This is a genomic window from Rhodanobacter spathiphylli B39 (assembly GCF_000264295.1).
Lineage (GTDB): Bacteria > Pseudomonadota > Gammaproteobacteria > Xanthomonadales > Rhodanobacteraceae > Rhodanobacter > Rhodanobacter spathiphylli.
Genome location: NZ_AJXT01000046.1, coordinates 1 through 21,310, shown reverse-complemented (window position 1 = coordinate 21,310; position 21,310 = coordinate 1). Strand labels below are relative to the sequence as shown.

The following is a 21,310-nucleotide window of genomic DNA, read 5'->3' as shown; positions in this document are numbered from 1 at the left end:
GTGTTGCCAAGGCAAGCACCGATATATCGACGCCAAACTCCCATTTGGGTCGTAGGACGTCAATATGTCGGTGCTTAAGCCTCCGGATAACCCAATGTCCAGTCGACTGAAAGGCACGCTTGCCGGCCGCTAAGGCAAATCCACCAACGCATGCAATTCATCCAGTTCCCGGTCCAGGCGTCCGCCAATGTTCAGCGCCTCCAGTCCACGCAGTGCCGCGCGAGCCTCCTGTTTGCGACCTTGTGCCACCAGCATGCGCACCAGGGTGATCCGGTAGGCGGGTTCGTCGGGTGTGGCCTGGACGGCATGCTCGGTCAGGCGTTCGCCGAGGTTGTGTTCGTCCAGCACGTTCCAGGCATAGTCACCATAGGTTGCAAGCAGGCGCGAACCGGGGTTCGGGTGTGCCAAGGCTGCATCGAATGCCGACACCATGCGCTGTGCCGGCAGCGTGCAGTGACGGTCGCGTGCGCATTGGGTCAGTGCACCTAGCGAGCTTTCGTCCTGTACCCCGGGCGGGTGGGCTTTCAGTTTTGCGATCATGCTGTTCCACCACGCATCCTTCAGTGGCAGTCCCATGCGGGCGTTCATGAAAATCAGCGCCTGCTCCGGAAGAATCGAGGAATGGGGCAGCGCGGCGGAAGCTTCCAGTGGTGCATACGCCAGCTGGGTGAAAGGCGAGGAGGGGTCGTAATGCGAGTAGATAATGTAAGTTCGGCCCAGTTCGTACTGGGCGCGTGGCGACTGCGGCGCGCGCGAAGCCAGCTCCTCGGCCAGTCGCAACGGATCGCCCCAGGCATGGGCGGTGATGGCGGTAAGCGCCGTCCAGTGCAGCATCAATCCGGCCAGCAACACGTAGCGCGGTAAGGCCATCGGTAGCCGATCCGTGGACTCACTTGCTGATGAGTCGTCATCCGTCGCGTCCGTAGGAGCGATGCCGCGTGAGGGCGCAGCCAGCAACGGCACAACCGCCAGCAGCAGTCCAAAGCTGGCGAAGTAATTGCGATGCTCGTAGGTCAGCTCCAGCGGAAGCACGGTGCCGGTCAGCAAATGGCAGCCAAGAAACAGCGCGATGCCGAGCGCGGCCAGCGGCTGGCGTCGATGCAGCCACGGTAACAATGCCATCAGGCTGACCAGGAAGACGATGCTGGCCAAGGTCGTCCATGGCGCCAGCAAGCCGGTCGAGATTCGGAAGTCATCGTGATAGAACGACAGTGCATCCGGCGTGGGCAGCAAAGTCCAGCTGATGTAATCCGTGACGATGCGCGCCTCGCTGAGCAAGCGGGTGCCCAAGGTGAAGTCCCGGGTGGCCCAGGCTTCCGGTTTCAAGAGATCGGGCAGCAGCCATGCCAAGCCGATGACCAAGGGCAAGGCCAGTACCAGCAGGAACAGCGTGATGACGCGCCAGTCCTTCCGCGACTCACCCAGCGTAGGGCGGGCACTGCCCGCCGGTTCTTCATCCCGGTCGCCTTGCAAGGGAGTGGCGGGCATTGCCCGCCCTACGGTGGTGGGTGTGGCCGGGATTTCCGGCACCCAACGGCTTGCGCCAACGGTTTGCGGCACCGCCTTTCGCCACCGGAATATCGCCCACTCGACCAGCAGCGCATACAGCGGCAACATCACCGCGGTTTCCTTGGCCAGCAACCCGAGCACGGTGGGCAGGGTGATGCTGAGCAGGCACAGGCTGAAGCCACCCCAGCCCGATCCGGCGCCGCGCGCAGGGCCGGTTTGAGTCGAGGTGGTTGCAACAAGCATGCACCGGCGACCGGCGACGTAACCGATCAGGCCAAGCAGCACGAACAGGTTCGCCATGCTCTCCATTCGCTGCACCACATACAGCACGCCGGTGAGGTTGATCGGCAACAGCATCCAGCCGCCCGCGATCATTGCAGCGACGATGCCGGTACGTTTGGATGTAGGAGCGCACCCTGTGCGCGACAGCTCTTCGCCAGGCGATCGAAAATCATCGCGCACGATCGAAGGAAATCCCTTGCAAACTGGAGACGATCCCTCAGAAGCCGCAAGCAGCAGTACGCGCGCCAACAGGAAAACCAGCGCCCCGTTCAGCAGGTGGATGACCACATTGGCCAACTTCCAGCTGTACGGATCGAGCCCGCTGGCAAGGTAGTTTGCCGCGAAACTCAGCGAAGCCAGCGGGCGCTTGAACTCGCTGGCCGGAGAAGACAACGCGGCGCGTACCAGACTCGCAATGCTGTTGTCGACGGGATGCACGCCCTGGTTGTCAACGATGTTGGGGTAGTCGTCGAACAGCCAGCCTCCTTGAAGGCCGGTGCTGTAGATAAACAGGGTGCAGAGCATGGCTAACAGCAAGAGCCATGAGCCTGGATGGCGGCAACGGGCAAGCAGTGTCATACGAAGGCGACCTCGAATTGGCCGGCGCTGTGCGCATGATCTTTGGTTATTGCGTTCATGGCAGGCAGCTATTCAGGAACCTGCCCGTGACTCTCTCACATAAGCATGGCTGCCGTGGATCGCTCGATGATCAAGATCGATCGTGATTCACTGCGACCCTTTCTAGGCATCACGTTCGGATGGCGGACGAAGAGTGGTCGGCGCGGCGCTAACGCTTGTCTTGGACAGCTGAGGGTGACTGAATACCTTCTATCTGGGCGTGGTTGCCTTTCAGTCCCAGTGCTGTCTCGGCCTTTGCTTTCAAATCACTTAATTCCGGATCTTTAGTCAGCGGAGGATCAACTTCCATGACTCTGGTCAGAACCGCGAGCGCTTCGCTGTAGCGCTCGTTATTGACCAGATACCGACCTAGTTCCTTGGCAAATGAGGGCGAGTCATGTTCCAGTTCCAACGCGATCAGCAATTGTTGTTTCGCCAGTTTTCCGTCATGAAGAACCAAGCTTGCAAGATCGGCGTACTGCACGTGCCAAGTACTTCGCTTTGGCTGGCGCTGGATCATGATCTCGAACGCACGCTGCAATTCGTGATCGTCGATAGCAGTGGCATTGTCGTTGACCCGTTTGGTTGCTAGTGCATTAAGCGCAATGAATTCCTGCGGACCAATGGGGCGTGTTTCAAGCTTGCGAAGAAAGCCATCCCACCATTTTTGCTTGATGGGCGAGCCGCTGCTCGCCGCCATCAACAGTAGCGCCTGTTCCGCGAGTGGGGATGAACTGGGGAGGCTCGCAGTGTGTTCGAATTCTGCTACGGCGCGAGGGTACATGGGCGATTTGGGGTCGTTTCGCGACAGCTGCATGTAGCGCATGGCCAAGTCGTAGCTGGCGCGAGGCGATGTCGGGTTGTCATTGACCAATGTCATCGCGAGTTGTAGCGGGTTGCCCCAGGTTGCAGAGCGCAGCACCGTGAAAAAGCCCAGGCTGACGATCAGCAGCCCTCCCAGCAACGCCGGCATTCGAGGGTGCGCACGCCGTGTGGCAAGCCATATCAGATCGGTAATCGCGAGCAGGATGCCAAACAATGCCGGATAGTTGCGGTGCTCAAAGACAAGCTCCAGCGGTAGCGGTGCACTGGTGATGGCGTTGGCCATGAAGAACCAGGCGATGCCTAGCGCCAGTAGCGGGCGACCTTTACGTACTTTCCAGGCTGTTCCCATGAGCGCTAGCAGGAACAGTCCCCCGACCAGGGTGCTGGCTGGATGAAGCCAGCCGGTGGAAACCACGTAGTTGTCGTAATAGAAGTGGGTGAGGCTCGGCAGCGGCAGTACGCACCAACCGATGTACATCGGCAGCACGCGCATTTGCGTCAGCGTGCGTTCCCATGCGTTGAAATTGCGCCCGGCGAAAGACGAAGGTGGTGCGTAGTGCGGAAGCACGTAGGAAAACAGCAGGACAATGGCTGCAATGCAACCCAAGGCGTATGCGATTTTCCAAATCTTTTCGACTGTTGCGTTTTTCGCCCGGAAATGGAGAACGGTCAGCTCCATCAACAGCATGTAGCCGGGGGTGAGCGCTGCCGTTTCCTTCGCGGTATAGCCCATGGCGATGAGGGCAATGCTTGCAAGCAACCATGTCCAGTCGCGTTGGCCGGTCATTTGCCGCTGGCGAGCCCGCCAGTAGGCAAGCAGGGCCAGTAACGTGAATGTGAACCCAAGCAGCTCCATGCGCTGCACGACATACATGACCGTGGAGACTTGTAGCGGGTGTATCGCCCAAGCGGTAGCCAGCAGCAGTGCCCATTTGGCCGTGCGACGTTCGTGCGTAGCGACGTCATCGTTTGCACGCGGCTGCCAGCCAGCTAACAACAACCGCTTGGCCAAGGTGAGCAGCAACAAAGTATTGAACAGGTGGATAGCCAGGTTGGTGGCCTTGAACCCCCAGGTGCTGCTTCCAAACACGTAGTTGAGTGAATAGCTCAACATGGCCAGCGGGCGTTGGATGTTTTGTTCAGCCCAAAGCCACACGGCGTGCCATGACTGCCAGTTCCAGGTCACCCCCTGGATGACCTTGTTGTCGGCAAACATGGTGTAGTCGTCGAAGATGAAGCTGCCGGAAAGAGCTGGCCACATGACGGCGGTAATGACGACCAGCGCAAACAGCAGTGGGAAAAGGCCCTGTCGAGAGCTGGCGCTGGATGTGTTCATGAGTGACCGGCTTATTGAGGCAAAAGCAAGGCAAAAAGAAAGAGGGGCAATGCCCCTCTTTCGGTACACCTACTCCATTGGGAGTTGAGTGTTTTCAGTGGCTATTAGTTACAGCCCTTCGGTTCAAACTTGGCCTTGAAGCCGGTGGCAGTACCATCTGCGCCAGTGCACTTCCATGCGCCGTTGGTATCGCGGGTCCACGTCAACGACGCGCCCTTGACCTTCGGGTTGCCAGACAGCGTGCACGTGATACTGCCTGCACCGGTGTTGTCGGCAGGCGTAGTGGTAATAACACAGCGCTCGGTGGTCCCTTGCAGACCGATTTCAGCGGGGCTGTAGGATGCCGCCGAGACGATACCGTTGTTGACCTTCTCTTCAAACGCCGTTTTTCCTGGGGTGATGTCAGCCAAGCCGGATGTTGCTTGCGCACGAGCCACGTAGTTCTGGTACTGCGGCAGCGCGATCGCGGCCAGGATCGCGATGATCGCAACCACGATCATCAATTCGATCAGGGTGAAGCCCTTCTGCATGTTCTTCATGGTGTTTCCTCTGTTTTGGTTAGCTAACCGTTGATGCCCCCTGAGCCCCGGTCCCGAATTCCCCCTAGGCGGGAACGGTACCCCTTACTCGCGGTCAGGAACGACCAGGAAGCTCACGGCAGTTCAAGCAGTTTGTGTGCCATCACTACCGCCGTGATATTTCCGCATGGTTGTGGGTTCACTGATTGTGCACACAGTCACGAATCTCCACAAGCGTTGCCGGAATGAGAAATTAAAGAGGCGCGCGCTCGGGTTGGTGCAGGAATATGGCTTGCCGTGCCGTGTCATCAATTGACGCAGGGCGTCAGTTTCTGGCGCGACGCAGTGCCTGATTGGTTCAAAACGTGCGCGGGGCTTGTGCGGTGCTGGGAGGTCGGTATCAATTGAGCCGGCAAAGGTGCGCCGCCTATGGATGACATCCTTTCGGAATCTGGCGTGCATCGAGGTCGGTCTGGCAGGTCCAGTTGCCTGAACTGTCGCGCAGCAAGTTGATCTTCCGGGTATTGACCTCGGGATTCCCCTTGATCTGGCAGGTGATCTTGCCCACCCCTTCCACCGGCGCGGTGGCCGAGACGCTGCATCGCTCCGTTTCCTGTTGCATGCCCAGATTGTCGACAGTGGTGTAGTGCGTGGCATCACTGTCACCGTTATTGGTGCGCTCTTCGTATGCCGTGCGACCGGAGGTGATTTCGTCCAGTGCGGCAACGGCTTGCGAGCGTGCTACGTAGTCGCTGTACAGCGGCAACGCGATGGCCGCCAGGATAGCGATGATCGCCACCACAATCATCAACTCGATCAACGTGAAACCGGCGGCATGGCGCTGGCGCAACATGGTGAACTCTCCCCTGTGAGTAGCCCGGAGACACGCACGTTTTGTACCAAGCATGCTGCGAGGCGTGCTGGCGGCGGTGAGAAACCCTCTGATTGCCGGTCAGAGGACGCGGGATGTGGTGGCGGTCACAAAACCGCCCGGCACCATCTTCAGTTGCGTTCGGTTTCGGCCGAGGGTTGATGTGCTTTGGCTCTGGCCGTTGGCGACGGATGATCTCCGGCCGAATGCTCCATCGGCCCGTCCAGATGAAGCTGCCGCACCAGTTCTCCGCTCAACGACCGCACGAAGCTCGCGGTCAGGTGTTGCGAGTCGCGATATACCACCATGTCGCCGCGTTCGGCAGCGCATTCGCCGTTGGGGCAGACGAACTGGTTCATGTCCAGCCCAGTGACGTTGTCAAAGCGCGCGGCGGCCTGCTGCTGCCATCGGAATACGTCATCGTTCTGCTGGCTGAAGGCTGGTGCGCGACAGGGAGCCTGACGGGCATAGAGCTGGGGGAGCCAACTCTGCGCGGAAAGGCAGTTGGGCCCATCGAACGGCAGGTGCGGCGTACCGCGCAGGATATAGGTGTGACCGACGCTGTCATCGACGCTGCGCAACAGTCGTGTGGTGCCCTCAAGCCATTGGGTTTGACTGAGGTCGTAGGTCTGGACCGAGCCCAGGATGAGAATATCCGGCCGCCATGCCGCCACCTGTTGCAAGGCGTGGGTTCGCCACGTGGTGCATTCGGTGTAGTCGCGTCCGATGCGGGGGTAGAAGATGGTTTCGTCCACCATCGGGCATGACGACTTGGTCAGCACCAGCAGCCGCCAGTCCGGTCGATCAAAGACGGCGGCGACGGCTGGAAACCACTGTGCGCCGATGCTGTCGCCCATCAGCACGGCGGTATGTTTGGCGTCGCTTGGGCCAAATGAACACGGTCGCACCTGGTCGCTTTGATACCAGTCGTCGCAACCCATTTTGTAGATGGTTGGCAGATCGGCGTGCGCTTTGGCATAGCGCTGCTGGGTGGGGGTATGCAGCCAGTTCCATGCGGCGTTGTACCAGCTGATGCACAACACGTTCGCTGCTGCCATGAATCCGATGGCAGCCAGTATCGTCACGCCCGGTCGTGCCACCCATCGGGCCTGGTGGCGGATGGGCGATTCCACCCAGCGGTAGGCGGCCATGGCAAGCAGGAGCGACAGCGCGACCAGCGCGGTTCGGTAAAGCGCACTGTCCGTGGCGACCAGGGCGCCACCCAGCAGAAGTACCGGCCAATGCCACAGATACCAGGAGTACGAAACGCGGCCTACGGCTTGCAATGGTTTGCTGCTGAGTACCCGCGACATGCCGCGGCTGGCGCCGTGCGCGCCAGCGGCAATGATCGCGGCGGCTCCGAGGGTTGGCAGCAGCGAACGCCAGCCGGGGTAGGGCATGTTGGCGTTGAACCACAATGCGGCCACGGCGATCAATGCCAGGCCAGCCCAGCCGCCCCATGCATTGATCGTGCGTGTTTCGTTACGTTCTGTGTGATCGTTGGACGAGCCGAAGTGCAGCCAGACGAGTGCTCCGGCAGCGAATTGCCATGCGCGCAACGGCATCATGTAGAAGGCCATTTGCGAAGCGGTTTCGGTGAGCAGGAAACACCAGGCCAGACTGATTCCGGAGATGGCGAACATGGTGATCTTCAGGCGCTTGGTGCGGTTGCTGCCATCTCGCGATGCGCCGAAAGTCCAGATCATCAGCGCTGGCCAGACGAGGTAGAACTGCTCTTCCACACCCAGCGACCAGGTGTGCAGGAACAGGTTGCTCGCCGCGCCGGGGCTGAAGTAGTCGAGCTTGGCAAATGCGAAATGGATATTGCTGAGCCACGCCGATGCGGTGGCCGCTGCGACGGCCTGGTCGCCTTGGGCTGCCGGTGGCAATACGACAACGGCGAACAGGCTGGTGCACACCAGCATCACCAGCAAGGCGGGCAGCAACCGGCGGAATCGTCGCGCGTAGAAATTGGCGAACCGCAGATGTCCCGTCTGCTCCATCTCGCGCAGAAGGACGCCGGTGATGAGGTAGCCGGAAAGGACAAAGAAGATGTCCACCCCGATAAAGCCGCCAGCCAGCCAGGGAACCTTCGCGTGAGCGGCCACCACCAGCAATATGGCAATGGCCCGCAAGCCCTCGATATCGCCCCGATAGCCGAGCCGGTGCTGGTCAACGCCCATCGTTCCCTTCCCCTTGGACGTGCTCGGCGGCACGCGAAAGCGCCGATGATACACACAGCACCGGAGTCGTCTGCTTGATGGGTGATCGCGGGTAGGGCGGACACTGTCCGCCGGCTTTTGATGTTGCGGTGCGGGGCGCGGGTGGCGGACGGTGTCCGCCCTACGGATTAGGTTGTCGTAGGAGCGCACCCTGTGCGCGATAGTTCTTCGTCACGTGACGGAAACGCATCGCGCGCAACCGAAGGAAGTCCCTCGTGGACAGGGTGCGCTCCCACGGATGGTCCGACGAGGCTTTTCGAGACTGTTTTCAAGGGTGACTATGGCGGCCTGATTGCGCGGTAAGCGTGGCGACGATACCGGCGCCGAATTCCGGATCCATCGCCATGGTTTTCAGGCATTCGTTGCGGTAACGGTCGTCACGCAGCAGCTTCAGTCCGCGATCGAAATAGTCCTGGATGGACCGGCCATAGGCGCCTTCCGCCTTTTCCAGCGCCGTGGGGATGGGGCCCCATGCCTGGATCTCATGGCCAGGTCGATCAGGTCACGGCTCATCTGCGAGCGGTCCAGCGCGCGATCGGCGTTGGCGAGCAGTTTTTCGGCGTACATGTCTTCACGACAGAGCACGGGTACGGATAGCTCCGGATCGAGGGCGCCGGTGATGGCGATGCGTCCTTCCAGGACGAATTTGACCCTGACCGCCGTTCCGTCGACCTCCAGAAACGTCGAGGTATTGTCCCGCTGTGTGCGCACCTCACGAAGGTGCTTGATCGGCGCGCGAAGAACCGCACCGAGCGTGGGTGGCGTGATCGCCTCGCGCAGAAGCCGATAGCCGACCAGATCGGAGCACAGGAAGTTGATGTCGACCGATTCACGATACTCGCCCAGCTTCAGCGCGATCGCAGTGCCGCCGCCGAAGTAGCACTTTGCGTGCGTGAGCAGGTCGGCGTCCATGGTGTGAAGGATCTGGGCAATCTTCTGGTGATGCGGGCGCTCAAACATGCAGGATTCCTTGTCCGTACTTGTCCATCAGCCGCTGCAGCAAGCTGCGTTCGTGCGTGGTCATGTGATCCACGTCGACCAGGTCCCAGTGACGTTCGTACAGTGCCAGTGCGTCGCGTTCGGCCACGGTGTCTGCGCCAGGCCGGTTCCAGGTCAGCCGCTTGAGTTGGGGATATTCGGCCACTCGAATTTTTGCCGGCGTGACCTCGGGAACCAGACCCAGCGCGTCCATGGTCGCCGCATAAGCAGCCAGGGCGACGCCAGGCTTGCCTTGCTCGACCTGGATCAGCTTCTGGCGACCAACGTTGGCGTGCCGCGCCACTTCGGCCTGGGCCAGACCCAGCCGTTTGCGTTCGGCGCGCAGGGCGGTGCCGAGCTGACGCGCAAGCAGCAGCAGCGGTGTGTCCACGCTTTTCATGTCGTGGGATGGTAGGGCATGCCTGCCAAAAAAGTCATGAATTCATGACATTGCGGTTCGTCGGGGAATCACGCCAACTTGCAGGAGTCAGTCTGCACGGCTTTATCGTGGGAGCTGCTCCAGGCGCAAAAGCTCGGGCTGGAAAAGCGTCGCGACGGGAAGTCGCCCCCACGCGGGGCGCTTTGGGGCGGGGGCCTTCCCGCCGTGCCGATCTGGACAAGGCTTGTCTGAGACCGGTTTGACGCTTACCGTCATGGCTTTCGACCAGCCAAGGAACCTTCCCATGAAACCCCTGATTGCCGCATTGCTGCTGGCGCTGGCGGTGACCCCCGCGATGGCGCAGAGCGTCGTGGATACCAGCTTCACCAAATCCCAGGGCCCGCACGCCTTCAACGTGCGCGACCTGGTGATGATGGATCGGGTCGGTGATCCGCAGTTGTCGCCGGACGGGCGCTATGCGGCGTTCGGGCTGCGTAGCACGGATTACGCGGCGAACAAGGGCGTGGGGTCGATCTATGTGCTGGATCTGCGCAATGGCGGCCAGCCGGTGAAGGTGGTCGACAAGGGCGGTTCGGCGCGCTGGGCGGTGGATGGGCGCAGCCTGTATTTCATGGCGCCGGCCAAGGGTGTCGACCAATTGTGGCGGGTGGATCTGGGGGATGGCGCGGGCTTGAACCTGGTCAAGCACGCGGCCGCAGTGCAGGTCAGTCATGGCGCGCTGGATCTGGGTGGCTACAAGCTGTCGCCGGATGGCAGGCAGGTGTTGCTGTCGTATGAAGTGTTCACCGATTGCGCCACGCTGGCGTGCACGCAGCAGCGCGTCGAGGCACGCGACAAGGACAAGGCCAGCGGCACGATCTACAAGAAGCTGTTCGTGCGGCATTGGGATACCTGGGCCAATGGTCGGCGCAATCAATTGTTCCTGGGGCAGTTCGATGGCAAGGGCCAGTTGGCGGCCGAGCCGAAGCTGCTCAGTCGCGGCATCGACGGCGACGTGCCGAGCAAGCCATTCGGTGACGAGGGCGAGTTCAGCTTCTCGCCCGATGGCAAGACCGTGTACTTCGACGTGCGCATCGCCGGAACCAGCGAGCCGTGGTCGACCAATTTCGACGTGTACAGCGTGCCCGCGGATGGCTCGGCGGCGCCCAGGAACCTGACCGCTGAAAACAAGGCGTGGGATGCCTCCCCGGTGGCGTCGCCGGACGGCAAGACGCTGTACTACCTGGCGATGAGGAAGCCGGGCTTCGAGGCGGACCGCTTCGCGATCATGGCGCTGGATCTGGCCACGGGAGCGCGCCACGAGGTCGATCCGCAGTGGGATCGCTCGCCCGGCGGGCTGACGGTTTCCGCCGACGGCAAGACCTTGTACGCCACCGCCGACGACAACGGCCAGCACCCGCTGTTCGCGATCGATGCGGCCAGTGGCAAGGTCAGCCAACTGGTGAGCGAGGGCACGGTGAGCGGCTTCTCGCTGGCCGCCGGCAAGCTGCTGCTGACCCGCGACGACCTGAAGCGGCCGGCGGATGTATACATGGCCCACGCCGATGGCAGTGACCTGAAGCAGGTCACGCATTTCAACGCGGCGGACCTGAAGAACGCGAAGATGGGTGATGCGGAGTTCTTCACCTTCAAGGGCTGGAACAACGAAACCGTGCAGGGCTACGTGGTCAAGCCGGTTGACTACCAGGCCGGGCAGACCTATCCGGTGGCCTTCATCATCCATGGCGGCCCGCAAGGCGCGATGAGCAACGGCTGGAGCTATCGCTGGAACCCGCAGACCTATGCCGGCCAGGGCTTCGCGGTGGTGACGGTGAACTTCCACGGCTCCACCGGCTATGGCCAGGCGTTCACCGATTCGATTTCCGGCGACTGGGGCGGCAAGCCGCTGGAGGACCTGAAGCTGGGCTGGAAGGCCGCGCTGGACAAGTACAGCTTCCTCGACGGCGACCGCGCCTGCGCGCTGGGCGCCAGCTACGGCGGCTACATGGTGTACTGGATGGCCGGCGTGTGGAACCAGCCGTGGAAGTGCCTGGTCGACCACGACGGCGTGTTCGATGCGCGCGCGATGTACTACGACACCGAGGAGCTGTGGTTCGAGGAATACGAGAACGGCGGCACGCCGTTCGACCACCCCGAGAACTACGAGAAGTTCAACCCGGTCAACCACGTCAAGGACTGGCGCGTGCCGATGATGGTGGTGCACTCGGCGAAGGACTTCCGCATCCCCGACACCCAGGGCCTGGGCGCGTTCACCGCGCTGCAGCGCCGCGGCATTCCCAGCGAGCTGCTGCACTTCCCGGACGAGAACCACTGGGTGCTGAAGCCGCACAACAGCGTGCAATGGCACGACGCGGTGAACGCGTGGCTGAAACAGTGGACGGCGAAGGATGCAGCGAAAGCCGGTTCGCACTGAGCTGGTTGGTGGTGATGAAAACGGCGGCCTTCGGGTCGCCGTTTTTCTTTCAGTTCGGCTAGTCCGTCCATCTGCGGGCAGGGGGCAGGAGGGGGTGGCCGAGGGTCGCGGGGAAGATCAAGAGCGACCCCACCCCGACCCTCCCCTGCGAGCAGGGGAGGGAGCGGAGCCGGGCGTGGCAGGCTTGAGCTCCTCCCCCTGCACGGCAGGGGGAGGTTGGGAGGGGGTGAGGCTTTTGACTTTGGCTTTCAGCGCAGCAATGCGCGCAGGCGGCTGCGGGTGAAGGCGCCCATGCGGAGCTGTTCGCACAGGGCTTCGAGTTGTTCGGCCGGGCGGCTTTGGCGTTGCAGGACCTCGATGCTGCTGGCGCCGGGAGCGTCCAGGGCGATGCGGGTGAGGCGACGGTAGATACGCGCCTGTTCGGCGTGTTCGCGCAGTCTGGCGGCGCAGGCGGCGGCACCGCGCAGGCGCAGGAAGGCGACTTCGTCGATGCGCTCGAGCAGGATGTCGAGGCTGCCGAAGTGGCTGAGCAGGGCGGCGGCGGTCTTGGCGCCGACACCGGGGACGCCGGGAATGTTGTCCACGCTGTCGCCGCACAGGGCCAAGTAGTCGGCGACCTGGTGCGGATGCACGCCGAGTCTTTCGTGCACGCCGGCCGGTCCCCAGCGCAGGCCGCGGCCGTAGTCCCACTGCTCGTCGTGCTCGCCCAGCAACTGGCCGAAGTCCTTGTCGGCGGAGACGATCACGCTGCGCCAGCCCTGGGCGCGCAGGTTCCACACGGTGCTGCCGATCAGGTCGTCGGCTTCGTAGCTGTGGTCGATCATCAGGCACAGGCCCAGCGCTTCGGTGATCGCGCGGCACTGCACGAACTGCCGCTCGAGATCGGGCGGCGGCAGCTCGCGGTTGGCCTTGTACGGCGGATAGATCGCGTTGCGGAACGAGCTGGTCAGCGAGGCGTCGAAGGCCACCGCGATGTGTTCGGGCTGCACGCGTTCGAGCAGCTCGCACAGGAAACGGGTGTAGCCATGCACGGCATTGACCGGGTGGCCGTCGACGTCGTGGAACTCGTCCGGCATCGAGTTCCAGGCACGGAACACGTACAGGCTTCCATCGACCAGATGGACGGCTGGACGGCCATTTTCGGTGGCGTTCACGGGGTCCAGCTGCTGAGCAGGTCGCCCAGCGCCGGGCGATCGCGATCGGGGACGTCGGTTTGTGGCGTGCCCAGGTGGACGAAGCCGATCACCTGCTCGTTGTCGGCCAGGCCAAGCAGCGCTGCCACTTCGCGGTCGTAGGCGGCCCAGCCGGTGAGCCACTGGGCGCCGTAGCCCAGCGCGAAGGCGCCCAGCAGGATGTTGTGGGCGACCGTGCCGGCGGACAGTTTCTGCTCGATTTCCGGCACCTTGCTGAGGGCGTCCAGGCGGGCGATCACCGCGATCACCAGGGGCGCGAAGGTGTAGCGCAGGCGATCCTTCTCCAGCTTGGCGTCGGACATCTCGGGTTGGTTCTTCTGCGCGATTTCCGCCACGCGCCGGCCGAAGACCAGCTTGGCCTCGCCCTGCAGGCGAATCAGCCGGAACGGCACCAGCTTGCCGTGGTCGGGCACCCGGATGGCGGCCTCCAGCAGCTCGTGCAGGGTGGCCTCGTCCGGCGCGGGTTCGCCGAGCTGGCGCGAGGGAACGGAGTGGCGTTGCTGCAGCAAGGAAAGATCGAAGGGCATGGAAAGGCTTCGGTGAGGGGAATCAGGCCGGCATCGGCAACTGGAACGAGCCCGGCAGCAGCGCAGCCACGCTGGTCTGCTCGGTGTCGCCGTGCAGGTTGCCCAACAATACCGGCATGGCGTCGTGGCACAGCTCGGACATCACCTGACGGCAGGCGCCGCAGGGACTGACCGGGTCCGGGGTATCGGCGATCACCGCCAGCGCCACGAAGTCGCCGCGCCGGCAACCGGCTGCGATCGCGCTGAACAGGGCGGTTCTCTCGGCACAGTTGCACAAGCCGTAGGCCGCGTTTTCGACGTTGCAGCCGCTGAATTGCCGACCGTCGCGGGTCAGCACGGCTGCGCCGACCTGGAAGCGGGAATACGGTGCGTAGGCCAGTTCGCGCGCCCTGCGTGCCAGCGACATCAGGTCATGGAGCGAGGAGGGATCGAAAGCGGCGGGTGTTGCGGGCATCGGGATCTCCGGTGATGACCCCGGGACGGACGAACCGCGTTGGCCGGCGGATCAGCTTACTCTTTCGGGCCGGCCCGGATCAAAGGCTCTCCATGCCTTAAGATGGCCCGACCATTGTCGAGGGGCTGCACCATGGGGATCACCGTAGCCGCATTGCGCGAGACCGCCACTGGCGAACGTCGCGTGGCGATCACGCCGGAGATGGCAAAGAAGCTGCGCGGCAAGGGCCTGCGCGTATTGCTCGAACGCGACGCCGGGCGCGCAGCCGGTTTTCCCGACGCCAGCTATGCGGACGTCGAGTTTGCCGATGCCACGACGGTGCTCGGCCAGGCCGACCTGCTGGCCTGCGTGCTGCCACCGGACGATGCGGTGTTTGCCGGGATGCGCGAGGGCAGCGTGGTGGTCGGCCAGTTGCGTCCCTACGGTGCGGCCGGGCGGATCGCGGCGCTGAATGCGCGCAAGCTCACCGCGTTCTCGCTGGAGTTGCTGCCGCGCACGACCCGCGCCCAGGCGATGGACGTGCTGAGTTCGCAGGCGGCGGTGGCCGGTTACCGCGCGATGCTGATCGCCGCCGAGGCTTCGCCGAAATTCTTCCCGATGCTGACCACGGCGGCCGGCACCATTCGGCCGTCCAGGGTGCTGGTGATCGGTGCCGGCGTGGCCGGCCTGCAGGCGATCGCCACCGCGCGGCGGCTGGGTGCGCAGATCGAGGGTTATGACGTGCGCCCGGAAACGCGCGAGCAGGTCGAGTCGCTGGGTGCGAAGTTCCTCGACCTGGGCGTCAGCGCGGCCGGCAGCGGCGGGTACGCGCGGGAGCTGTCCGCCGAGGAACGCGCGGCGCAGCAGCAGGCGCTGGCCGATCACCTGAAGGTGTTCGACGTGGTGGTCAGCACCGCGGCGGTGCCGGGACGGCCGGCGCCGAAGATCCTCACCAGCGCGATGGTCGAAGGCATGAAGCCGGGGGCGCTGATCGTGGATCTTGCCGCCGAGGGCGGCGGCAATTGCGAGCTGACCCGGCCGGGCGAGCGGGTCGAGCATGGCGGCGTGGTGATCCTGGGGCCGCTGAACCTGCCGGCGGGTGCGCCGCTGCACGCCTCGGAAATGTACGCCCGCAACGTGTTCAACTTCGTCGAGCTGCTGGTGCACGAAGCTGCGCTGAAGCCGGACTTCGACGACGAACTGGTGGCGAAAAGCTGCCTGAGCCACGCCGGCGAGACGCGCTTCGCCGGCTGAGCGTGGCTGAGAGTCTGTGAAGAAGACCATTTCCTGTGGTTTTCTTCTATCGCGAGCCCGGTACACGCCCGGGCTCGTTCACATGAAACAGTCACTTGCATGACTGTTTCATGCCCGGCCGTCGGGCAACTGCTCCTGCGTTGCCTCAACTCGGGCACCCATGCCCTCGCCATGGCCGACCTGAGAGGTTGAAAAACTCACAACCCCTCTTAGATCTGGCTGTTCTGGCCGGGCGGTGGCGGGGGCGGCTGGTCACCGGGTGACGGCGGAGGCGGACGGTCGCGTCCGCTGCGCGGGCCGTGCCAGCGGCGCTGGTCCGGTGGCAGCTCCCGCCAGCGTCGAAGCAATTCCTCGCGCTGCGCCGGCGGCAGTTTCTGGAAGCGTTCGAAGGTGGTGTGCAGCTGTTCGCGCTGCTGCTCGGGCATCTGGTGGAACTTGCGCATGTTCTCACGCGCCTGCCTGCGTTCGGCAGGCGTCATCTGTTGCCAGCGGGCGATGTGCTGGCGGACTTCCTCGCGCTTTTCCGGCGGCAGGGTGACCCAGTGTTCGGCCCGATGAAGCATCCGCGCCTGCTTGCGCGGCGACATGCCGTCCCAGTCATTTTTCAGCGGCGCCAGCACTTCGCGCTGGGCCGGGTCGAGGCTGCTCCACGGACGCACCGGCGGCACGGCCGCGTCGCGCGACGGTGGTGGCGCATCCTGTGCGTGCAGTGGCGCCACCGCCACGCCGCCGAGCAGGGTGGCGAGCAACAGGAGCAGGATCGGGCGAAGGATTCGATTCATGGCTCAGCGTTTCGTGGACGGGCTGTCGGTGCTGGCCAGCCAGTCGTAGAACTCCAGGTTCTGGTAGAGGTTGGGGTCGGTCTTGTCGGCATCCGGCGGCAGATCCGCGTCGGCATCGTCGAGGGTGTTCGCCGGATGGATGGCCGCCTGCGTGTGTTGGTGCGGCAGCGGTTGCCACACCATCAGCGCCGCCAGCGCGATCACGGCGAACGCGCCGGAGGGGATCAGCCAGCGCACCGTGCGCTGCACCGATGCGGCAGGTGCCCGCAGTGCCTCGCGTCGGGCTGCACGCAACCGCCCGGCGGTGACCGGGTCGATATGCTGCGCGGCCTCGTGCCAGAGCTCGCGTGCACGCTGCTCCAGGTTTTCGCCGGGCCGGTTGTCGTCCGGCCTGCCTTTGTCCAGCGAAGTCATCGCCAGTCCTCCAGTTGGTCGCGCAGATGATGCATGGCGCGCGACAGATGGGTTTTCACGCTGCCTTCGGAGCAGCCCATGGCACGGGCGGTTTCGGCCACGTCGAGTCCTTCCAGCATGCGCAACATGAAAGCTTCGCGCTGGCGTTGCGGCAGTTGCCGCACCGCGGCGGCCAGGTCGGCGTACGACTGCACGTCGTGCAGCCGGCCCAGCGGGTCCTGGCCGGGATCGGCGGGCTCCCACACGGGCAGTTCGTCGCCGTCGCCATCGCGGCCGCCACCCAGCCAGCCGACCACGATCGAGCGCACCTTGCGGCGCCGCTGCAGGTCCACCACGCGCCGGCGCAGGATGCCCCAGAACAGCGGCGCCCATTCCGTCGCGGGCTTGTCGCGGTAGTGCCTGACCAGCCGCAGCATGGCGTCCTGCACCGCGTCCATCGCGTCCTCGCGATGGCGCAGCTGCAGTTCGGCCATGCGGAACGCACGCCGTTCGACCTGGGCCAGGAACGCATCCAGGGTGGCGGGTGTTTCGCGGACCTCGCTCAGCAGATCCGCGTCGAGGGTGCCGATCGCGCTGTTCACGGCGACCGCGTCCCCGTCTTCGATTGGATCATCTGCGGGCTCCGGCGGTGTGCTCCCGGAGTTCAACGCGGCAGGCTCGCACGGGTTGACCGGCACCCGTATGATGCAGGCTCAACGGTGTTCCGACGGGGTGGGGTCATGATCGACGGGTTCCTGGCGCTGTACATCTTCATGCTGGCCGCGTTTACCGGTTATGAAATCATCGCGCGGGTGCCGGTGATCCTGCATACCCCGCTGATGTCCGGCTCGAACTTCGTGCATGGCATTGTGCTGGTTGGCGCCATGATCGCGCTAGGCCGGGCCGACACCCCGTTCGAGATCGCCATCGGCTTCATCGGCGTGCTGCTGGGCGCCGGCAACGCCGCCGGCGGCTACGTGGTGACCGAACGGATGCTGGAGATGTTCAAGTCCAGCAAGCCGGGCGCCGGCAAGGAGGCCAAGTGATGAACTGGCTGCCGGATTTTATCGGGCATGGCGCCATCAAGGCCTGCTATTTCATCGCGGCGCTGCTGTTCATCCTGGGCCTGAAACGCATGAGCTCGCCGCGCACCGCGCGCGGCGGCATCGTCTGGGCCGGCTACGGCATGTTGCTGGCGGTGCTGGCCACCTTCTTCCTGCCCGACATGCACAACCGCGGGCTGATCGTCGCCGCGGTGCTGATCGGCGTGAGCGCCGCCTGGTGGACCGGTCGCCGCGTGGCGATGACCGCGATGCCGCAGATGGTGGCGCTGTACAACGGCATGGGTGGCGGCGCGGCAGCGGCGATCGGCGCGGTCGAGCTGATCGGCTACGCGCGCGGCCTGGGCATGCTGCATGCGGTGCCGGACACCTCGCCGCTGCGTCCGGAAGCGTGGGCGGTGAATGCGTTGCCGCCGGCACTCTCGCCGGTCGAACTGACCCTGGGCGTGCTCGGCGCGCTGATCGGCGCGGTGAGTTTTTCCGGCTCGCTGGTGGCGTTCGCCAAGTTGCAGGGCTGGATGGACAGGCGCTTCGTGTTCGCCGGCCAGCGCGCGGTGAACATGTTGTTGCTGGCCGCTGCCGTCGTGGCGGGTTTCATGCTGGTGCTGGGTCAGGCCAGCCTGCCGCTGATCCTGGTGTTCTTCGCGCTGGCGCTGCTGTTCGGCCTGATGATGACGCTACCGATCGGCGGCGCCGACATGCCGGTGGTGATCTCGCTGTACAACGCGTTCACCGGCCTGGCGGTGTCGTTCGAGGGCTTCGTGCTGGGCAACGAGGCGATGATCATTGCCGGCATGGTGGTCGGCGCGGCCGGCACCTTGCTGACCCAACTGATGGCCAAGGCGATGAACCGCTCGATCGGCAACGTGCTGTTCGGCAGTTTCGGGGCGGCCGGCGGCGAGGCGCAGGCGATCACTGGCGCGCAGAAACCCATCGACGGCGCCGACGCGGCGGTGATGATGGCCTACGCCGAACGCGTGGTGATCGTGCCCGGCTACGGCCTGGCCGTGGCCCAGGCGCAGCACAAGGTGTGGGAGTTCGCCCAGCTGCTGATCAAGCGCGGGGTGAAGGTGAAGTTCGCGATCCACCCGGTGGCCGGCCGCATGCCCGGCCACATGAACGTGCTGCTGGCCGAGGCCGGCGTACCGTACGACCTGATCGCCGACATGGACGACATCAACCCCGAGTTCGCCACCACCGACGTGGCGCTGGTGATCGGCGCCAACGACGTGGTCAACCCGCTGGCCAAGACCGACCCGGCCTCGCCGATCTACGGCATGCCGATTCTCGACGTGAGCAACGCCAAGCAGGTGATCGTGATCAAGCGCGGCAGGGGCACCGGCTTCGCCGGCATCGAGAACGCCCTGTTCTACGCCGACAACACCCGCATGCTGTACGGCGACGGCCAGGCAGCGGTGGGCGAACTGGTGACGGCGCTGAAGGACGTGGACGGCTGAGAAGCAGTCCGGGCGCTGTTGCTCTCAGCCCCGGCGACGTCGCCACCAGGCCAGCCATGCTGCCACCAGCATGCCCAGGCCGGTCCAGGCGAAATCGGCGGGTGACAAGGCCATGCGCGCCAGTTGCCACAGCATGCCGACGCCGGCGGTGCGCATCGCCTCGATCAGGCCCAGCCCCATGTTGCCCGCGATCAGCACGCCGGCGATCAGCACGTTCACGTAAAGCGCGGCCAGCAGGGTCGCGGCGGCGGCCAGCAGCGCTGCGCCGGTGCCCGCCGGGCGCACGCAGGTGCGGATGGTCAACGCCAGCAGGCCGCCGATGGGCAGGGCCAGCCATGGCGCGGAATGGCGCAGATACATCGAGACGACCATCCATACCGCGCCGCCGGCCAGTCCCAGCATGGCCGCGCTGAACAGCGAAAAGGCATACAGCAAGGCGACGCGCGTGCTCATCGGTGGTGGCGGTTCAGTGGGGCGGGAAGCATGCGTCGTCCATCGGGCAAAGCGGCCATCATAGCGTGCCGCCGGGCCACGGGCCCTCGCAGGCCCTTGAGTTCGGCCGCCGAGGCCTGATCTGGGACAAGCGGCCGCACGCGGTGGCCGGCATAATAGGCAACCCGGGTTCGACGCACGTGCGCGCCCATCGAAACAGGATTGGCGTTGGCATGAGTGGTTTCAGTCTGAGCAGCGAACCGTTCACCCTGGTGCGCGACTGCAATGCCGTGATGGTGCCGCAGGGCGAGCAGGTGACGCTTCCCGCGGGCCAGATCGGCTACATCACCCAGGCGCTGGGTGGCAGCTTCACCGTCTACGTGGAAGGCAACCTGTTCCGCATTGCCGGCGACGACGCCGACGCGCTGGGCAAGCCGCGACCCGAACCGATCCAGGTGCCGGCGAACGCCACCAACGAGGATGTGGAGAAGCTCGCCTGGGAGCAGTTGCGTACCGTGTTCGATCCGGAAATCCCGGTGAACGTGGTCGAGCTGGGCCTGGTCTACGACCTCAGCCTGGAGCAGATCGAATCCGGCGAACGCAAGGTCTACGTGAAGCTCACGCTGACCGCCCCCGGCTGCGGCATGGGCGACATCCTGGTCGACGATGCGCGCACCAAGCTGGAGATGATTCCCACGATCAGCGAGGCCGAGGTGGATCTGGTGTTCGATCCGCCGTGGTCGCATTCGATGATGTCCGACGCGGCGAAACTCGAAACCGGCATGCTCTGAGTTTCATCGGTGCGGTTCGGGCTGAGCCGCGCACGCGAGCGTCCCTGCCGATCATCGGCACCCCATGATCGTGCACCGTCATCGCTCAGCGCTGGCGCGCGCTCGTGCACGTCATCTTCACGATGATTTCGCGCTTTTTGCCTGTCTTCGTGATGAGAGCCGCGGCTGTGATATCGATCACTCGAAGTAGGAAAAAGTCGGGTTGTTCCGGCTTGCGTCGAAGCTTATGGTAAAGCGATCCGTCTTCGGGGAGGTTGACGGATGGTCCTTTGGCGGCGTGATCGCCGTCTTGCAGTTACGCATCCCCGCACTGCCTGCACAATGGAATGTCAGGGGGAGGGCAGGCGATACGGATGTAGTTTGGGATCGCTAGACAGAACTTGAAGAAGGGGTCGTGCCTCGCACGGCAAATCTTGCATGGGGCCTCGTGGCCACATCGGGCTCGCCTGTCCCCGTCATTGTCTAGGAGTTCATTCAATGCCCAATCATTACCGCCTGAAATTGCTGGTCGCCGCGATCGGCATGGCCACTGCCTCGGTCGCCACCGCCGCCACCACCAAGACCCTGCATGCACAGAACCTCGGTGCAGTGCCGGCGAGCTCGCTGGCCGCGCAGCTCAACCTCGGTCAGGACATGTCGCTGGCGCCACGCAGTGCCGTCAGCATCGCCAATGGTCACAAGGTCGTGCGCCAGCAGCAGATGTATCGTGGCGTGCCGGTCTACGGCCGCAGCATCGCCGTGGTTCAGGACGCCCAGGGCAATGCCCTGCGCGCCTCGGGTGAACTGATGCAGGGTGCTTCGCTGGGGTTGACCTCGGTGCTGCCCAAGCTCAGCGCTGCACGCGCGATCTCCGCGCTCCGGGCGCATGCGCACACCACCCTGGTCGGTGGCGCCACCATCAGCAACCAGAAGACCGACCTGTTCGTGTATCCGCAGGACAATGGTTCCGCTCGCCTGGTCTACCGCGTGTCGTATTTCGTCAACGGCGCGAACCCGTCGCGTCCGACCGCGATCA

Annotated in this window: 19 protein-coding genes and 1 pseudogene; 6 read left to right on the top strand and 14 right to left on the bottom strand. The window is 64.1% G+C overall.

All coding sequences use genetic code 11. The annotated features are described in order from the left end of the window. Window positions 1-129: 129 nt before the first annotated feature. From UU7_RS14405 to UU7_RS17455, 7 genes are all read right to left on the bottom strand, one after another. Window positions 130-2,316, bottom strand: coding sequence for a hypothetical protein (locus tag UU7_RS14405; protein ID WP_007809507.1), 2,187 nt, complete (start codon window positions 2,314-2,316; stop codon window positions 130-132). A 262-nt stretch (window positions 2,317-2,578) separates the two neighbouring features. Beyond that, window positions 2,579-4,570 carry a tetratricopeptide repeat protein gene (locus UU7_RS14400; RefSeq protein ID WP_007809505.1) on the bottom strand — a complete coding sequence of 664 codons (1,992 nt, stop codon included), beginning with the start codon at window positions 4,568-4,570 and terminating at the stop codon, window positions 2,579-2,581. 104 nt (window positions 4,571-4,674) lie between these two features. Then, entirely contained in the window at window positions 4,675-5,109 is a 435-nt protein-coding gene (locus UU7_RS14395) for a pilin (RefSeq protein WP_007809503.1), read from the bottom strand. 406 nt (window positions 5,110-5,515) lie between these two features. Next, window positions 5,516-5,941, bottom strand: coding sequence for a pilin (locus UU7_RS14390; protein WP_007809501.1), 426 nt, complete (start codon window positions 5,939-5,941; stop codon window positions 5,516-5,518). 149 nt (window positions 5,942-6,090) lie between these two features. Further along, window positions 6,091-8,142 carry an acyltransferase family protein gene (locus UU7_RS14385; RefSeq protein WP_007809499.1) on the bottom strand — a complete coding sequence of 684 codons (2,052 nt, stop codon included), beginning with the start codon at window positions 8,140-8,142 and terminating at the stop codon, window positions 6,091-6,093. Window positions 8,143-8,571: 429 nt separating this feature from the next. Continuing rightward, window positions 8,572-9,141, bottom strand: a complete 570-nt coding sequence (locus UU7_RS14380) for a nucleotidyl transferase AbiEii/AbiGii toxin family protein (RefSeq protein ID WP_007809497.1) — start codon at window positions 9,139-9,141, stop codon at window positions 8,572-8,574. Then, window positions 9,134-9,550, bottom strand: a complete 417-nt coding sequence (locus tag UU7_RS17455; RefSeq protein ID WP_238530958.1) for a helix-turn-helix domain-containing protein — start codon at window positions 9,548-9,550, stop codon at window positions 9,134-9,136. The genes UU7_RS14380 and UU7_RS17455 overlap by 8 nt, the downstream gene beginning before the upstream one ends. A 292-nt stretch (window positions 9,551-9,842) precedes the next feature. Between UU7_RS17455 and UU7_RS14365 the strand changes: the two genes are divergently transcribed. Then, entirely contained in the window at window positions 9,843-11,972 is a 2,130-nt protein-coding gene (locus tag UU7_RS14365) for a S9 family peptidase (protein ID WP_007809493.1), read from the top strand. Window positions 11,973-12,220: 248 nt separating this feature from the next. Here the strand turns inward: UU7_RS14365 and UU7_RS14360 are convergent, their stop codons facing one another. The 3 genes from UU7_RS14360 to cdd are packed head-to-tail and all read right to left on the bottom strand — an operon-like array spanning window position 12,221 to window position 14,146. Beyond that, window positions 12,221-13,126 carry a 5'-3' exonuclease gene (locus UU7_RS14360; RefSeq protein WP_007809491.1) on the bottom strand — a complete coding sequence of 302 codons (906 nt, stop codon included), beginning with the start codon at window positions 13,124-13,126 and terminating at the stop codon, window positions 12,221-12,223. Then, window positions 13,123-13,692 (bottom strand): nitroreductase family protein, encoded by a 570-nt coding sequence (locus tag UU7_RS14355; protein ID WP_007809490.1) that lies wholly within the window; start codon window positions 13,690-13,692, stop codon window positions 13,123-13,125. Before UU7_RS14355 ends, UU7_RS14360 begins: the two co-directional genes overlap by 4 nt. A 22-nt stretch (window positions 13,693-13,714) precedes the next feature. Then, a complete protein-coding gene (cdd, locus tag UU7_RS14350; RefSeq protein WP_007809488.1) occupies window positions 13,715-14,146 on the bottom strand; it encodes a cytidine deaminase in 432 nt (143 codons plus the stop codon). Between the two features lie 132 nt (window positions 14,147-14,278). Between cdd and UU7_RS14345 the strand changes: the two genes are divergently transcribed. Continuing rightward, window positions 14,279-15,379, top strand: coding sequence for an NAD(P) transhydrogenase subunit alpha (locus tag UU7_RS14345; RefSeq protein ID WP_007809487.1), 1,101 nt, complete (start codon window positions 14,279-14,281; stop codon window positions 15,377-15,379). A gap of 209 nt (window positions 15,380-15,588) precedes the next feature. On the opposite strand, the gene UU7_RS14340 is transcribed toward UU7_RS14345, so the two are convergent. The 3 genes from UU7_RS14340 to UU7_RS14330 are packed head-to-tail and all read right to left on the bottom strand — an operon-like array spanning window position 15,589 to window position 17,156. Further along, window positions 15,589-16,161 carry a DUF3106 domain-containing protein gene (locus UU7_RS14340; RefSeq protein WP_007809485.1) on the bottom strand — a complete coding sequence of 191 codons (573 nt, stop codon included), beginning with the start codon at window positions 16,159-16,161 and terminating at the stop codon, window positions 15,589-15,591. A gap of 3 nt (window positions 16,162-16,164) precedes the next feature. Continuing rightward, window positions 16,165-16,575 carry a hypothetical protein gene (locus UU7_RS14335; protein ID WP_007809483.1) on the bottom strand — a complete coding sequence of 137 codons (411 nt, stop codon included), beginning with the start codon at window positions 16,573-16,575 and terminating at the stop codon, window positions 16,165-16,167. Further along, a complete protein-coding gene (locus UU7_RS14330) occupies window positions 16,572-17,156 on the bottom strand; it encodes an RNA polymerase sigma factor (protein ID WP_007809481.1) in 585 nt (194 codons plus the stop codon). The genes UU7_RS14335 and UU7_RS14330 overlap by 4 nt, the downstream gene beginning before the upstream one ends. 138 nt (window positions 17,157-17,294) lie before the next feature. On the opposite strand from UU7_RS14330, the gene UU7_RS14325 reads away from it, so the two are divergent. Together UU7_RS14325 and UU7_RS14320 are read left to right on the top strand one after the other, a co-directional pair. Then, window positions 17,295-17,600, top strand: coding sequence for an NAD(P) transhydrogenase subunit alpha part 2 (locus UU7_RS14325; protein ID WP_007809479.1), 306 nt, complete (start codon window positions 17,295-17,297; stop codon window positions 17,598-17,600). Beyond that, window positions 17,600-19,072, top strand: coding sequence for an NAD(P)(+) transhydrogenase (Re/Si-specific) subunit beta (locus UU7_RS14320; protein WP_007809477.1), 1,473 nt, complete (start codon window positions 17,600-17,602; stop codon window positions 19,070-19,072). The genes UU7_RS14325 and UU7_RS14320 overlap by 1 nt, the downstream gene beginning before the upstream one ends. Window positions 19,073-19,096: 24 nt before the next feature. On the opposite strand, the gene UU7_RS14315 is transcribed toward UU7_RS14320, so the two are convergent. Further along, window positions 19,097-19,525, bottom strand: a complete 429-nt coding sequence (locus UU7_RS14315) for a hypothetical protein (protein ID WP_007809475.1) — start codon at window positions 19,523-19,525, stop codon at window positions 19,097-19,099. Window positions 19,526-19,737: 212 nt separating this feature from the next. On the opposite strand from UU7_RS14315, the gene sufT reads away from it, so the two are divergent. Together sufT and UU7_RS14305 are read left to right on the top strand one after the other, a co-directional pair. After that, window positions 19,738-20,295 carry a putative Fe-S cluster assembly protein SufT gene (gene sufT, locus UU7_RS14310; protein WP_007809473.1) on the top strand — a complete coding sequence of 186 codons (558 nt, stop codon included), beginning with the start codon at window positions 19,738-19,740 and terminating at the stop codon, window positions 20,293-20,295. A 477-nt stretch (window positions 20,296-20,772) separates the two neighbouring features. Then, window positions 20,773-21,310: pseudogene (locus UU7_RS14305) on the top strand (M4 family metallopeptidase); the annotation flags it as partial.